Source organism: Acinetobacter sp. YH12155 (assembly GCF_013418255.1).
GTDB classification, from domain to species: Bacteria; Pseudomonadota; Gammaproteobacteria; order Pseudomonadales; family Moraxellaceae; genus Acinetobacter; species Acinetobacter indicus.
The window spans coordinates 16,198-31,485 of the sequence record NZ_VPCK01000017.1 but is presented as its reverse complement, the minus strand read 5'-3'; the positions used below and the strand labels follow the sequence as shown (position 1 = coordinate 31,485).

At 46.7% G+C, this 15,288-nt stretch carries 14 protein-coding genes; 7 read left to right on the top strand and 7 right to left on the bottom strand.

Going from position 1 to position 15,288, the window contains the following annotated elements; genetic code table 11:
• The first annotated feature begins 43 nt into the window (after nucleotides 1-43).
• The 3 genes from FTU86_RS10905 to znuB are packed head-to-tail and all read left to right on the top strand — an operon-like array spanning nucleotide 44 to nucleotide 2,109.
• Complete coding sequence (locus FTU86_RS10905) at nucleotides 44-541, top strand: transcriptional repressor (protein ID WP_005181393.1); 498 nt, start codon at nucleotides 44-46, stop codon at nucleotides 539-541.
• Entirely contained in the window at nucleotides 514-1,305 is a 792-nt protein-coding gene (znuC, locus tag FTU86_RS10900; protein ID WP_016658981.1) for a zinc ABC transporter ATP-binding protein ZnuC, read from the top strand. Before FTU86_RS10905 ends, znuC begins: the two co-directional genes overlap by 28 nt.
• Before the next feature lie 3 nt (nucleotides 1,306-1,308).
• Nucleotides 1,309-2,109, top strand: coding sequence for a zinc ABC transporter permease subunit ZnuB (gene znuB, locus FTU86_RS10895; protein WP_016658980.1), 801 nt, complete (start codon nucleotides 1,309-1,311; stop codon nucleotides 2,107-2,109).
• A 67-nt stretch (nucleotides 2,110-2,176) separates the two neighbouring features.
• On the opposite strand, the gene FTU86_RS10890 is transcribed toward znuB, so the two are convergent.
• A complete protein-coding gene (locus FTU86_RS10890; protein WP_005181385.1) occupies nucleotides 2,177-2,797 on the bottom strand; it encodes a LysE family transporter in 621 nt (206 codons plus the stop codon).
• A 158-nt stretch (nucleotides 2,798-2,955) separates the two neighbouring features.
• Here FTU86_RS10890 and FTU86_RS10885 point away from each other — a divergent pair, with 158 nt between their 5' ends.
• Nucleotides 2,956-3,876, top strand: a complete 921-nt coding sequence (locus FTU86_RS10885; protein ID WP_005181383.1) for a Dyp-type peroxidase — start codon at nucleotides 2,956-2,958, stop codon at nucleotides 3,874-3,876.
• 45 nt (nucleotides 3,877-3,921) lie between these two features.
• Here FTU86_RS10885 and FTU86_RS10880 read toward each other — a convergent pair whose 3' ends face one another.
• From FTU86_RS10880 to FTU86_RS10865, 4 genes are all read right to left on the bottom strand, one after another.
• Nucleotides 3,922-4,320, bottom strand: coding sequence for a lysozyme inhibitor LprI family protein (locus tag FTU86_RS10880; protein ID WP_127801689.1), 399 nt, complete (start codon nucleotides 4,318-4,320; stop codon nucleotides 3,922-3,924).
• Entirely contained in the window at nucleotides 4,304-5,869 is a 1,566-nt protein-coding gene (locus FTU86_RS13860; RefSeq protein WP_252725586.1) for a pesticin C-terminus-like muramidase, read from the bottom strand. Before FTU86_RS13860 ends, FTU86_RS10880 begins: the two co-directional genes overlap by 17 nt.
• Complete coding sequence (locus FTU86_RS10870) at nucleotides 5,866-8,760, bottom strand: type VI secretion system Vgr family protein (RefSeq protein ID WP_180036890.1); 2,895 nt, start codon at nucleotides 8,758-8,760, stop codon at nucleotides 5,866-5,868. The genes FTU86_RS13860 and FTU86_RS10870 overlap by 4 nt, the downstream gene beginning before the upstream one ends.
• Nucleotides 8,761-8,930: 170 nt before the next feature.
• Nucleotides 8,931-10,631, bottom strand: coding sequence for an NAD-dependent malic enzyme (locus FTU86_RS10865; protein WP_180036889.1), 1,701 nt, complete (start codon nucleotides 10,629-10,631; stop codon nucleotides 8,931-8,933).
• Nucleotides 10,632-10,997: 366 nt separating this feature from the next.
• Here FTU86_RS10865 and FTU86_RS10860 point away from each other — a divergent pair, with 366 nt between their 5' ends.
• A complete protein-coding gene (locus FTU86_RS10860) occupies nucleotides 10,998-11,603 on the top strand; it encodes a hypothetical protein (protein ID WP_104490039.1) in 606 nt (201 codons plus the stop codon).
• Between the two features lie 3 nt (nucleotides 11,604-11,606).
• Here FTU86_RS10860 and FTU86_RS10855 read toward each other — a convergent pair whose 3' ends face one another.
• Complete coding sequence (locus FTU86_RS10855; protein ID WP_180036888.1) at nucleotides 11,607-11,885, bottom strand: DUF2798 domain-containing protein; 279 nt, start codon at nucleotides 11,883-11,885, stop codon at nucleotides 11,607-11,609.
• A gap of 184 nt (nucleotides 11,886-12,069) precedes the next feature.
• Here FTU86_RS10855 and argS point away from each other — a divergent pair, with 184 nt between their 5' ends.
• Together argS and FTU86_RS10845 are read left to right on the top strand one after the other, a co-directional pair.
• On the top strand, nucleotides 12,070-13,860 hold the full coding sequence (argS, locus tag FTU86_RS10850) for an arginine--tRNA ligase (RefSeq protein WP_075168077.1): 1,791 nt from the start codon (nucleotides 12,070-12,072) through the stop codon (nucleotides 13,858-13,860).
• A gap of 85 nt (nucleotides 13,861-13,945) precedes the next feature.
• On the top strand, nucleotides 13,946-14,566 hold the full coding sequence (locus FTU86_RS10845) for an SPOR domain-containing protein (protein ID WP_075168056.1): 621 nt from the start codon (nucleotides 13,946-13,948) through the stop codon (nucleotides 14,564-14,566).
• A gap of 45 nt (nucleotides 14,567-14,611) precedes the next feature.
• Here the strand turns inward: FTU86_RS10845 and FTU86_RS10840 are convergent, their stop codons facing one another.
• Nucleotides 14,612-15,271: a glutathione S-transferase family protein gene (locus FTU86_RS10840; RefSeq protein ID WP_180036887.1), complete on the bottom strand. Its 660-nt coding sequence runs from the start codon at nucleotides 15,269-15,271 to the stop codon at nucleotides 14,612-14,614.
• Nucleotides 15,272-15,288: the final 17 nt, after the last annotated feature.

The window sequence follows — 15,288 nt, the reverse complement described above, 5'->3', positions numbered from 1 at the left end:
AATTTAATGTCCGATTTTCCTCCTACATTTCCTTGGGGTAGCTATGAGCTTATGTTCTCATGAACATCATGATGCATTACATGGCGTGCACGACCATCAAAATATTGAGCAGCGTCTTGCTGAAGCCGAAAGTCTCTGTGCCGCCACAGGTGCTCGCCTGACCCCACTTCGTCGTGAAGTGCTGGAACTGATTTTAAATGCCTCGGGCCCGATGGGGGCATACGACCTGCTGGCCAAAATTAAAAGTGAGTCAGATCGTCCGGCGGCACCACCAACCGTGTACCGCACCCTCGACTTTTTATTAGAAAAAGGGCTGATTCACCGTTTAACTTCTATTAATGCCTATATTCCCTGCTGCCATCCGCGCGAAGGCCATCAGGCGGCGTTTTTAATTTGCACCGAATGCAAAGTGGTCAAAGAAGCTTCTGCGCAGGGTTTACTGCAGCAACTGGCAGAGCTGTCAGCTTCGGACCACTTCACCGCCCATCACAGTATTATCGAGATTTCTGGTTTATGTCAGCACTGCGCCAGCAAACGCTAAGTCCTGCGCCGCTGATTCGCCTTGAACAGATTCAAGTCCGGATTGATGAGCGTGATATTTTAAAACAGGTCGATTTCTCTTTGCATGAGAAAGAAATTGTCACGCTCATTGGTCCGAATGGTGCCGGCAAATCGACGCTGATTAAAGTCATGCTCGGTATTGTCAAACCCACAGCTGGCAAAGTACTGGCCGATAAAAAACTAAAATTCTCCTATGTGCCGCAGAAATTCAATCCTTCACACAGCTTGCCGTTAAGGGTCAAGGATCTGCTGGCTTTAGAAAAATGTAGCAGCACGTTAAAAGCAGAAATTATCCGCGATACCGGTATTGCCAAGCTGGAAAATTCCAAAGTGCAGCAATTGTCAGGTGGTGAACGGCAGCGGGTATTACTGGCCCGCGCCTTATTGCGCCAACCCGATGTGCTGGTGCTGGATGAACCAATGCAGGGGCTGGATATCCAGTCGGAAGCCGAGCTGTATGACTATGTGCGTAGCCTACCAGAAAAATATGGCTGTGCCGTGCTGATGGTCTCACATGATCTGCAATGGGTCATGCAAGGCACGCATCGGGTGGTATGTTTAAATAAACACATTTGCTGTAGCGGCTTGCCCGAAAGCGTGCAGCAGCATCCGGAATATCAGGCCATTTTTGGCACCAACCGGGTGTTCTATCAGCATCATCATGATCATTGTGCGCATGGCGACCATGCCGAGCCGTGTCAGCATGATTCCCGTCCCCATATTCACCCTGAACCGGAAGTCTAAACCATGATGGATTGGTTATCGTTATTACTTCCGGCCTGGATCATGGGCACTTTACTGGTGTTTCTGACCGCGCCACTCGGCTGTCTGATGCTGTGGCGCCGGATGTCTTTTTTTGCCGATACCATGGCACATGGCACCTTATTAGGCGTGGCCATTGCCGGCGCCTTGAGCTTACCGCTGTGGATGGGCGTTACATTTTTAGCCTTATTACTGGTTGGTATTCTTTGGATTCTGCATGATCCGCGCTTACCGAATGATGCCCTGCTGGCCTTATGCTCTGCGACCCTGCTCTGCTCCGGTCTACTGTTTATCCAGCACATTCCAAGCCTGCGCCCGGAACTGCTCAGCTACCTGTTTGGTGATCTGCTCACGATCTCCTGGGCTGATTTACCCATCTTTGCGCTGGTGATTGTCGGTGCACTGCTGGTTCTATATAAGTATTGGCAAGCCCAGATTCAGATTGCCATTGATCCGGATATTGCTGCCAGTGAAGGTATTCATGCCCAGTGGCAACGTCTGATTTTTATGTTGCTGCTGGCCCTGTTTACGGTTCTGGCATTACGCGCGGTCGGCTCGCTATTGATGGGTGCGCTGCTGGTGATTCCGGCGCTCACGGCACGACTGCTGGCGCATTCTCCGAAACAGATGGTGATTTGGGCTTTTGTGATTGCACAAATTGGGGTAACGGTTGGTTTATGGTCCAGCGCCGGCTTAAATACCTCGACCGGTCTGACTATTGTGCTGACCATGGCGGTGATTTTTGCCCTGATCTTTACCATGCAGAAATTTAAAAAACTGGCCTAAACAATCAACCGAAAGGTTCCATCTAGCCCTCTCCTCTTTATCATTGAGAGGGGAAAATCAACATCTATTACTGATGCACCAGACTTAATAAAAATGCAGCACCAGCAAACAGACCGGCAAACGTCCGGTTCATGACTTTCTGCTGACGCGGTGACTTTAACAATCTTAAAACCTTAGCTGCCAGGCCGGTATAGCCCGCCATCACAATCAGATCAATCGTAATCATGGTTGCTGCCATAATCAGATATTGAATCCACTGCGGTTTGGATAAATCCAGAAATTGTGGCAAGACAGCCAGCAAAAATACAATCGCTTTCGGATTGCTCATATTCACCAGAAAACCGTTCAGCAGCAGTCGTCCAGCTGATTTCTGTGGTAAATCCTGCCGGATTTCAATCGAGTGTACCGGCGCTTTCCATTGCAGATAGGCCAGATACAGCAGATACGCTACCCCGAACCATTTCACTGCCAGAAAAGCCCAAGGCGTGGTCGCAAATAGCACGCCCGCGCCGGCCGCCACAATCGCAATCTGTACCAGCAGCGCCAGTTGCAGCCCGATGGCATTCCAGTAACCATGACGAAAACCGTAATTCAGCCCACTCGACATCGAGGCAATCGCACCTGCGCCCGGCGACACACTAATCACCCAACAGGCCAGCATATAGGCCAGCCAAATCTGATAAGACATGGTAATTCACCACAAAAATGACAGATTATTATATGACGATTCATCTTTTAAGTGCGCAGTAAAGAGGCAATAAAAATCTGATCCAGAGACTGTTAAGCTGCTACCGGTTCAGGCACAATAGTTTTAGTGATTGATTATTAAAAACTTAGGAGCCATGAATGACAGCTCAATCTGTAATCTTGCCATTACCTTCAGATCATGCCCGTTTTATTGTTTTACGTTTAAAAGATTTAACTCTTGAGCAATTAAAAGAAAAATTAGCTGATCTTTTTAATACCCGTGATCGCCTGATTACCCAGCATCCTCATGCACAAATTAAAACTGCCGTGGCCTTTGGACCTGAACTTTGGGCACAACTGTACTCCCAAACTCCAGCTGGCTTTAAGCAGTTACAACCGATTGAAGGCGCATTCCAGATGCCTGTCGTACCGGCAGATGTACTCATTCATATTGCCAGTGCCCGTGCGGATATCTGTTTTGCCCTGAGCCAGTCTTTCTTTGAGGGTATTCAGGATCAGGTTGATGTTCTGGATGAGCGGGTCTGCTTCCGCTATTTTGATGGCCGCGACATGACCGGCTTTATTGATGGCACAGAAAACCCGCAATTCCCGGATGACCGTGCTGAAGTCGCTTTACTGGGCGAAGATGCCGGCATTTTTGAAGATGGTTCCTTTGTCTTTGCCCAGCGTTATGCACATGATTTAGATAAATGGAAACGTCTGAAAGTCGATGCACAAGAACAAGTGATGGGTCGCACCAAACTTGAGTCGATTGAGCTAGATGATGAGGTGAAACCTGACAATGCCCACGTCGCCCGTACCGTGGTTGAAGATGATGAAGGTGAAGAAATGGAAATTCTGCGTCATTCCCTACCGTATGGGGATGGGCAAGGTGACCAAGGCTTATTCTTTATTGCCTATACCAAGGATTTAACCATTCTGGATGCGATGCTTGAGCGTATGTTTGGCACCTCGGGAGATGGTATTCATGACCGTTTACTGCATTTTGTCACCGCTTTAGATGGCGCTTACTACTTCGCTCCAAGTGAAGAGTTGCTGGAAACGGTGTTGGAGGGGTAAAAAATAAAAAAAGCAGCTATCTTTAGCTGCTTTTTTATTTTCAAACTATTGATAATTTTCTAAAAATTTTACTCGCTTGTAGTTTTCCCGAGCATAACAATCTATTAAATAAATCGGTGCTTCACGCCCCCCTTCTGCAGCTGAATATTCACAGATACATTTATATTTTCTATTCTTTAACCACAATCTCTGACTTTCTAATAATTTCTCTTTTTTAGTTCCTTTTAATAGTTTCATTCTTTTCTTATATTCTATATTTAATTTCTTATCTGAATCTAAATAACTTCTTGAAACACAATACATTAAGTCTTCTTGCATAGGACTTCCATCTTTACACTCTACCTCTAAGGCATCTGGATATAAGAAGTCTTCAGGAGTTACTGCATAAGAATTTAAAGAGATAAATAAAAGATTCAAAATAAATAGCTTACTTATAACATTCACATTTTAATCCTTTTTCAAAAATTTTTGCTTCTTCTTCCCGTCTAGCTTGCAACCCTCTATTAGCTTTTGTTGTCCATAATCGTTTCATACTTCTTAACAACGAAGGAACCTTTTTTCCATTACTTTTAAGATCATCTTGGATTTCTTTCATTTCTCTACGACGATCTCCTTTTAAACCTATATACCTGTTATACACTAGAGATAAAATAGCTCCTTGACAATGAGGATGATATTTCAAAATATCTGGATAAACTTTTAATGTATTTTCCGCATACCTTTTTTTTACTATCATTACCATTTGATAAGCTTTATCTTTAGTAATAATAATATCAGAAAGACTATCTACTAATTTTTGTGCTGCTATTCCTTTTTTTCCTTGGGCTTTGAGTAATCTTTGAATCTGACCTAAAGTATAATAGGAAGCTAAATCTTTTTTAATTTGTTCTACACTTTGGTGACCTAAATCATAGCCATATCCTAAAGTTACTCCACTTTTACCATCTTGTCCTTTACTAGGTACATAAGGCTTAGATTCATATTTTTCCCATTTTAAAATTGCATCAAGAGCTTCTTTTGAAATAATCATTGCTCCTAAAGAAGTTTCAAAAGTATAAGTTTCTACAATACATTCTGGAGGACAAATTTTCTTAATATTCTTGTTTATGATCGGTTCATTAGGCTTTGTACTTCCCTCAGTTATATCCACATCTAATTCCAATTTATTAGAATGTTCTTTTATTCTTTTAGAATAATAATTTTTAGCTTCTAAAGACGTTCCATCTGGTTTGAATACTGTAATTTTTACTTTTTCTCCAACCATACTCTGAAATGAAAATTTTCCATTGGATGTATTCGCAACTTTCTTTATTTCACTTTCCAAATATAAGATTTCAATTTTAGTATTTTCAATCCTGTAGTCATTTCCTAATCTGTCTACTATTTTAAAATTTGAGAGACTTTTAAACTTTTCATAGGGTTCATCTAATTGAATCAGAATAGGTTTTTCTGTGCCATTACCTGAATTAAGCGATCTTTTTAAAACAAACTCATCATTCGATGTTAAGGCTAAAAATTCAATATCACGATTAGCCGAAGAGAGGACTTCAACTCTTCCTTGATCATCCGTAATACGTTCAAAACTTTTCTTTCCCTTTGGCCGTGTTTGTATCGGAAAATGAGCCATAATCTTTCCATGAACATCAACCACTTGAAAAGGTGTTACCACCAAACCATTCTGAGAAATCGTACTATTCATTTGTCGATATTCTTCAATGGTGTTAGGTAACTGAATTTTTATAGGATGCTCTGAAGAGGAGAGTGTCGAAGAATTAATGACCTTCACCACAGTATAATCAGATGCCTTCGGTGGTTTTGCTAAAATTTCTACCATCCGATTAGGAGAAGCTTGAAAGACAAATAAGCCATCTGTATCTGTTTTCTTCAGATTCTCTCTCGATGAATTTTGATAACGTGATTTCACCTTCAGATTTCTGACATATCGTCCAGATTTATCATAAAACTTAGAGGTAATGGTCACCAGTTTACTCATGATTCAATATCCTCGTGTGTAGACACCTCATCCTCCTGATCTTCTTCTATTTCTTCGAGCAAATAATCAATCTGTTCATCACTCACTGTTCCACTCAAATGTGTATGCAAAGAGTTAAAGCCCAGTGCAATAAAGTCAGTTGACTGCGGCGTATAGAACCTAAAAGTACTCAATTGATGTTGTTCATTTAATATGGATTTATTGGTTTTCAGAAGCTTTCCATCAGTTTGATCAATCACAAAAATTTCTTTTTCTCCTGCAGACGAGCTATTCCATTGATAATTGATCTGATTACTAAATAATGTTGCCATCTGAGGTAAGCTCATCTTCGGTTCAACCACATTGTGTGGCTGTAAAAACAGATGCTGCCCCGCTTTCACCTCAAACTTCCCAGCAGTTGTCGGCAACACACCTGAACCACTAATCTCAATCTGACTTCCTCCAGCGACCAATATAATTTTTTTACTCGCCTTAACTTCAATCCTGTCTTCTGTGGAGATGACCTGCACCCCTTTCCTGGCAATAAGATCTGCACCATCACCCTGTGCCTGAATCTCAACCTTGCCTTTACCGGCATATAAACGTGCACCGTCTTGTGCTGCAAACAGGCTTAGTTTCTGGCTGGCATGGGCAATCAAAGACTGCTGCGTACTGAGGTTAATACTCTCTCCGGCACTGTGGCTGATCTGACCATCCGCAGAGAGGTGTACATCTTGCTGGCTACTTAAAGCAATAGAGTTTGGTGCGCTGAGGATCATCAGTGCCTGTTTAAAAGCAGCGGCTTTATTTTCATCCTGCTGTTCGATCTGTTCCAGGAAGTTCTTTAAGTTATCGAGAACTTCTAAAGGATCGGTCTGCTGGTTTTTGGCCACTTCACTTAGGGCAGTACTGTTGTTTAAGCTGCTTTCTAGCTGGCTCTTGGCTTCACTGGCATCGAGATGATTGCCTTCGGCCTGTGCCTGTGGATGGGTGGAAATCAGCAAGCCTTCTCCAGCACGGACTGCACCCCACTGATCGGTTCTCAGTTCAAAACCTTCACCACGGCCATCACTTTCAGCGCTGGCTTTGGGATGGCTCAAGTTCCCCAGGTTCAGTTGGGTCGCACCATGGCTGCTTTGCAGCTGGGCAGAGATCTGCTTCGGAGTATCATCAAAGCGCAGCTGGTTAAAACCACTGCCTTCAATTTCCTGCGAGCGGATGCCGCTGAGTTTTTTGGTGTCGGGTAGTTGGCCTTGTTGGTCGAATTGGGTTGGCGAGCGTTCTGCTTCATGTAGACGCCCCACGACAAATGGCCGATCGATGTTACCGTCAAAGAAGTCGATCACCACAATTTCATTAATCCGTGGCAGGAAGCGGGCCCCATAGCCTTCTCCGGCCCAGGGGGTCAGTACATCGACCCAGGCAGAGTCGGTGTCATTGTCATTGCTGCCAGCACCGCCATCATGCTGATGGTCATCACTGCGGGTAAACAGAAAACGGACTTTAATCCGGCCCCATTCATCGACATGGATGCTTTCGCCAGCAGGTCCCACCACCCGAGCACGCTGTGGATGGGCCGCCGGTCGGTGCTGTAGTGGATGGTATTCCGGGACGGTGCGGATGTTGCGACGTTGTAAGGTTAAGGTATTGCCTTGACGTTCATCCGGGTGTTGTTCGTGTTTAACATTAATATGGCTATGCCAGTGGCTCTGGCTGAGTAGTTGGTTAATCTGCTGATTGAGGTCTTTGGGTAAGTTGTTCTGGTTATAGAACTGTTTGCCGGTAATTAAGAATTCTTTGTCGGCTGCGCTGTGCTGGTCAATTTCCGGGTGTTCATTCAGTTCAAACCAGTAGCCGACCTGAGCATCACGGACGGTGGAATGGGCACTAAAGTATTTGGATTGCAGGTCGTGGTAGTGACTGAGGTTCTGGTTCAGTTTGTCCAGCTGGTTATTAGAGGATGCGGTGGCCTGGTCTTCGCCATTTAAATCCTGCATCCAGGCCGGGCTGATCTGCCAGGCTTGTTCCAGGCTGAGGCTGGCATTGTCCTGATTGTGGCTGTGCTGGTGTTTGCTTTGCACTGAACCGGCACCTTCTTCCTGGCTCAGGCTATCTGACTGCCAGCGTTGCAGATGTACGGCCGTCGGTTGCAGGCTGCGCTGGGCAATCAACTGGGTGATGCTATCTAATTGTTCGGTGGCACTGGAGCGATGAAAGCGGATACTGCGGCGGTTTAAGGCACTGTACTGGCTGTTGTCATCAATCAGGCGTAGTTTCTGGGCCTGAATCGGGCTGCTGGAATGTACAACCTGTAACTGGGCTTCATCAATCAGCCAGTTAATGCCTTCACTGCGCCAGAGCCGGGTCAGGAAGTCATAGTCGGTTTCATTGGACTGCATGATAAAAGGACGCACATCCAGTTCCTGGGTCAGTCCGGTTAAGTCCAGAGTCAGGCTGGCAGCAAAGAGCGGGCTTTTGTTCTGCCATTCTTTAAATAAGATCTCGCTGACCTCTCGCACGCTTTTATTCATAAACACGCGGCTGTTACGGCGTTTATGCCAGAGTGCGGTTGGATCTTCTAGCGTAAGTTTATAGAGGGTGAGAGAGCCATCACTCTGGCCTTGCGCGGCTGCGGTGATAATACCGCTGCTGCGAAATAGCTGGCCCTGGTCAGTGACCTGATCGACGGCAACCTGCGCGCCGATAAACTGTTTTAACGGAATCTGCGCGTTGGTGGAGAGACAGATCAGTTCAGCATGTAAACCGTCATTGAGCTGGTGTTCACCGTCGATGCGCTGCAAGAAAACATCGGCATTTAAGGCAGGCTGAGAAAATTGAATATGGAGGGCACGTTTTTGTGGGCTGAGGCCGGCCTGCTCCAAGGCAGTATGGATATGAACACGGGTTATCATTGTTATAAAAGCTATTGTTTTAATTTGCCCCGATTCTAAACAATGCTTATTTTTTAATCCAGTCTCCCGCTTTCATTTCGGGGCTACAAACCGCCTGTTTCCGACCAGTTGCGATCAACAGCTGCCCTAAAAAAAAGGAGCCGAAGCTCCTTGTTGTGTTTGTCTATATTTTAGAAGGTAATCCGGCGATAACTGCGGTATTCCGGTTTCCAGAAATTCGCCTCAATGGCCTCTGCCAGTAACTCGTCACTGATTACTGGTGCTACACCGGCCAGCATCGCCGCTTTAGCCACTTTAAAGGCAATAATTTTCGAAACCTTCTGGATTTCATTTAAATCCGGCAGCAGATCGGCCGCTGGATCGAGCAGCATCGGCGAACAGTCTGCCAGTGCATTACTCGACGCCATCAGCATACTGTCTGTGACTCGGGTCGCGCCGGAGGCGACTACACCCAAACCAATACCCGGGAAAATATAGGAGTTATTACACTGTGAGATATGATAAATCTTGCCATGATAATTCACCGGTGCAAATGGACTACCAGTTGCAATCAGCGCCTTGCCTTCAGACCATTGCAGGATATCAGCCGGCACCGCCTCAACCCGCGAAGTTGGGTTCGACAGTGGCATTACAATTGGTCGCTCACAATTTTCCGTTAGTGTGCGAATAATTTCTTCGGTAAACAGCCCCGGCTGACCCGATACACCAATCAGTACCGTTGGTTTGGCATGTTTGACTACATCGAGTAGTGAAATCATGTCATCGGCATTGCCCCAGGCTGCAACCCGTTCAGGCGGCTGTGCCAGTTTGCGCTGGAAGTCCAGCAGATTCGGCTGGTTTTCGGTGATCAGGCCAAAACGGTCAACCATAAATACCCGCGCACGCGCTTCGGCATCGCTTAAACCTTCATACATCATCTGCGCAATAATCTGCTCGGCTATGCCGCTACCAGCAGAACCGGCACCGAGGAAAGCCACCACCTGATCTTTCAGCTGTTTACCAGCGGCACGTGAGGCAGCAATTAAACTGCCCACCGAAACGGCTGCGGTGCCCTGAATATCATCATTAAAACAGCAAATCTGGTCACGATATTTGTTTAACAATGGCATCGCATTGTTCTGAGCGAAATCCTCAAACTGGATCAGCGCTTTTGGCCAGCGGCGCTGGATCGCGGCAATCACTTCATCAACAAAGGCATAGTATTCATCGCCGGTAATCCGCGGCTGATTCCAGCCCATATAAATTGGATCATCCAGCAGTTGCGGGTTGTTGGTACCTACATCTAAAGTAATTGGCAAGGTATAAGCCGGGCTGATCCCACCACATGCGGTATATAAGGATAATTTGCCAATCGGAATCCCCATCCCGCCAATCCCCTGATCACCAAGACCTAAGATGCGCTCGCCATCAGTGATTACAATCACCTTCACGTTTTTCTTGTTCACATTTTGCAGAATGTCATCAATATGGCCGCGGTCCGGATAGGCCAGGAAGATGCCACGATGACGGCGGTAAATATCAGAAAAACGCTGGCAGGCTTCGCCAACCGTCGGGGTATAAATAATCGGCATCATTTCACTTAAGTGATGCTCAATTAAGTGATAGAACAGGGTTTCGTTGGTGTCCTGAATATTTCTTAAATAAATATGCTTGTTGATGGAATCGTTAAACGACACATACTGCTGATAGGAGCGCTGACTCTGTTCTTCAATGCTCTCGATGGCATGTGGAAGTAAACCGTGGAGATTAAAATGGCGGCGTTCCTCTTCTGTAAATGCACCGCCTTTATTAAGCAAAGGCAGCTCCAGAAGCGTGTTTCCGGCATAAGGGATGTAAAGCGGTTTTTTGGTGGCTGAATTCGCTGATGTCATTTCCGATCTCATTATTCGATGATCCAGAAGGAGGCTCAAAGCAAAAGTTCCTCTGGGAGATAAGCTAGCTTAGCCCGTTTTGAGGACAATGGGGTATTTAGAAAATTGATAATGATTTGTGGATAATTTAGGTACTGAATAAATTTGTCCAATCGGGCATCCAGTCACGAAATAACGCTTTCCCGAAGCTCAAAATGCGGTTTTTTATGCCCAAATCAATCCTCTGCCTGTTTAGCTTACAAATCTCCGCCCCTGCTGGATGTAGTTTTTCGCTGTTTTTCTGTTACATGCAGCCAGTGCAGATTTTTCAATTGGCCTCAATTTGGGTATGCTCTGGGGCAAAACACAACGACATATTTAAAAATCATGTATATCAAGCCATGGATTGCACTGGGCGGTTTGGCCGCTGTGCTGGGGTTAGGCGGCTGCCAGACCCTTTCCAATACCACTGAAAAAGTCAGCGATCAGGTGACCGGTTTATTCTCCGCTAAAGACAAAGCACCGAAAATCGACAAAGACGGCGTGGTCGATATCAGTAAAAAAACCCTGGAGCAACTGGAAAAATTTACTGCCAGCATGCCCACTCAACAATGGGTCTATATTGAAAATGAACAGCTGGGACGCTATCAGCTGAAAAACAAGGCTCAGGATGGAGTGATTCTGACTCTGGCCCTGCACTGCAAGATCAGCAGCCAGCGACCAACCTTCTCGCTGAGCAGTGCCGAAGGCAAGACATTGTTAAAGGCTTATGATCCGAATGCCGGACAGATCCAGTTCCTGCTCGACAATCAGAATTATGGCAATCCTTTTAATGTACATACCGATGAGCCATTGAAACGCTTCCAGGCAGCCATTGCGCAGGCCAAGGTGATCAAGATTTTTAATGCCTCCCGGCTTTATACCTTCCAGAATGGCAATGCCGATCTGCTGAGTAAACCGGTGTCCTGTCAGGAGTCTGGTGCATCGGGCTAAATGCTATTTGGGTGCGCCCGGCATATCCACCAGCATCGCGGTAAACCGGCGCACCAGCGGCAACACCACCAGCACCACCGGAAAGGCAATGGCCCAGGAAATCATCCAGTTCTGGAACCACAGTGTGATCAGCCCCTCGACCCTGCCCAGCGCACGCAGCATATTGACCATTGAAATAATACCGCTCATCAGGCCAGACAGCAGCAGCGGCATAATAATGCCCGCCCATTTTGCTGGCAGTTTAGGAATATTGGCGATGATTACAGGACGTTTGGCGTGCATGCGTGCTCCTACAGCGGGACAAATCCGTCATTGATCAGGTCATTTCATGGCCATGGTAGCATTTTCAGGCTACAGATGGCGCAGAATGTCGGACAATCTTCATTCACTACAAATGGGTTCACCTAAAGACAGTGAAATTTGCTATATTTGCTGTTTTTCTGCGACATTTATTTTTCGACTGATTATGAATACGGCAATCCAAGCAGCTCTTGAACATGCAGTGCAATCCCTTCAAGCAGAAGGTGTCCTCCCAGCAGACTGGAACAACACCAGTAATTTGACGCGAACCAAAGACCGAAGCCACGGTGACTTTGCCTCAAATATCGCCATGATTGCCTCTAAAGCTGCGGGCATGAAGCCGCGTGATCTGGCCGAAAAAATTCTGGCTGCATTGCCAGAAGTGGCAGATATCAGCAAAGCAGAAATTGCCGGTCCGGGTTTTATCAACTTCTTCTTAAATGCCGACCAGCGTTTTGCCATTCTTGATCAAATCCAGGCACAGCAAGACCAGTTTGGTCGCACCAAGGTCAACGCGGGCAAACGCATTCAGGTTGAATTCGTTTCTGCCAACCCGACGTCCAGCCTGCACGTGGGTCATGGTCGCGGTGCCGCTTATGGCATGACCGTTGCCAACCTGCTCGAAGCCACTGGCGCGACTGTAGATCGTGAATACTATGTGAACGATGCCGGCCGTCAAATGGATATTCTGGCAACATCAACTTACTTACGTTATCTGGAACTGACCGGTCAGGAACTGGTGTTCCCGAAAAATGCCTATCAGGGTGATTACGTCAAAGAAATCGCGCAAAGCATTATCGACCAGGATGGTGATGCTTATGTACGTCCAGTGGCCGATGTCTATAAAGATGTACCGGAAGATGTGCAGTATGCAGCCGAGCCGGATGCAGAAGGCAACAAGGTGGTCCTGTCTGGCGACAAAGAAAAACACATTGATGGTCTGATTTTCAATTCACAGACTTTAATTGGTGAAGGCTATCGCGTATTCCATCAGGCCGCTTTAAAAGCCATTCTGGATGACATTAAAGATGACCTCGGTGAATTTGGCGTAACCTTTAACCAGTGGTTTAGCGAAGCCTCTTTAACTGAAAAAATTGATGAAGCGCTGCAAACACTGGATCAGCGTGGTTATCTGTATGAACAAGATGGCAACATCTGGTTTAAATCGACTGAGTTTGGCGATGAAAAAGACCGCGTGGTCAAACGTCGTAATGGTCAAACCACTTATTTCGCTTCAGACATTGCGTATCACCTGAACAAATTACAACGTGGCTATACCGACCTGATTGATATCTGGGGCTCTGACCACCACGGTTATATCTCCCGTGTAAAAGCCGCGATTGATGCGATGGGGTATGATTCGAAAAAACTAACTGTTTTACTGGTGCAGTTTGTCAGCTTATGGCGCGGCGGCGAGATGGTACAGATGTCTTCCCGTTCTGGCCAGTTCGTGACCTTGCGTGACCTGCGTAAAGAAGTCGGCAACGATGCAGCACGTTTCTACTATGTCATGCGTAAATCTGAACAGCACATCGACTTTGACCTGGATTTAGCAGTCTCACAAAGCAAAGACAATGCGGTGTATTACATCCAGTATGCACATGCGCGTATCTGCCGTATGCTGGAAAAAGCAGCCAGCACAGGCGTGAATTTTAATGCGCTTGACGCGCGTCAGTTTGCGGCCAAGCTGGAACTGGAGGCTGAAACTGAAATTCTGGCCAAGCTGGCGGCCTATCCTGAAATTGTGACCCGTGCTGCCAATGCCTGCGAACCCCATCAGGTTGGTAACTACTTGAAAGAATTAGCAGCTTTATTCCACGGCTGGTATAATGAACACAAAGTGCTCAATGATGATGCTGCGCTTACTCAAGCCCGCTTATTGCTTTCAGTAAACGTACAACAAACCTTGCGCAATGGTTTAGAATTATTAGGTGTTTCTGCACCTGAAAGCATGTAAACCAAGACATTCTTCTGCTGGGCAGGCGTACCATCACGCACCTGTCCAGCCAATCAGCCAATAATCAGAATAAAGAGGTTCCCTCGTGTTTGGAAAAACGCAACGCGGTGTATCAGAACGACCAAATAAGCCCAAAAAACCACTCATTCCGACCTGGTTAGGCACACTGGTGGTGATTCTGGTCGTGTTATGTTTCGCAGTGGCCTTAATGCTGTGGAAGCCGTGGGAACCTGTGCCACCAAAAGGCCAGATCACTTCTGAACATTATCAGGAAGACACCAACAAGGATTACCGCTTCTATGACCTGCTGCCCCAGCAACAGGTAACACCAATTCCGGAGCAGGCCGTACCTGAAACCCAGGAACAGACGGCAGTGGTGATTGTCGAAGCGCCAATTGTTGAGCCGGCAGCGCCCGCAGCCGCCAGTGAAGCGACGGCGGGCATCACGCCCACTGAACCGCCCGTGGCCGCGCCTGCCAGCTATATTCTGCAGGTCCGCAGCTATACCGATCCGGATGCCGCCGATGCACGTCGAGCTGAAATTATTCTGAATGGTCTGTCCGCCGATGTGGTCAAAACCGTAGAAGGTGGTGAAACCTGGTATCGGGTAATTTCGGGGCCATATACCTCTGCAGAGGCGGCGCTAATTGCTCAGCAAACCCTGCAACATAGCGGGATTGATTCGATTGTGGTGAAACGCCAATAATAAAAAAGATGCGCAAGCATCTTTTTTTATAGCTTCAAATTTTGTTTAGGCCAACTGTGCCTCTAGCTTCTGTTCACGAGCGAACGCCCGCTGATAGCCCTCGCGCTGTGCCAGTCGCTGCAGATAACGCTCAATCTGCGGATATTTGCCATCAGTACGGCTTTGCAAGGCCTGTAGCGGAAAGGCCATCTGAATATCGGCAAAGGAAAATGTGCCGGCAAAATAGTCATGTGTGGCCAGATAATCTTCCAGAAACTGGATATGATCTTTGAGTCGCGGCTGAATAAAACCCTGCTGGATACCTTCACTGACTTTTGCTGCCATCGGACGAATCAGCCAGGGTGCGCGCTGCGGCACTTTACTGGCCACCAGCTGCATCACCAGCAATGGCATCAGTGAACCTTCGGCATAGTGCATCCAGTAACGGTACTGCTGCTGATCGGCCGGATGTGTTGGCTTGAACTGCTGCGCCGGATCATACTGTTCCTGTAAATACTCTAAAATCACCGCAGATTCGGCAATCGGCTGCCCACCATCTGTCAAAATTGGTGCCTTACCCAGCGGATGCACCCGTTTTAACTCGGGTGGTGCGGCAAAACTCGGTAAACGGCGATAAAATTCAATCTGATAAGGCTGGCCCAGTTCTTCTAAGGCCCACAAAATACGAAAGGAACGCGACTGTTCCAGATGATGCACAGTAATCATAATGACACTCTGATTGT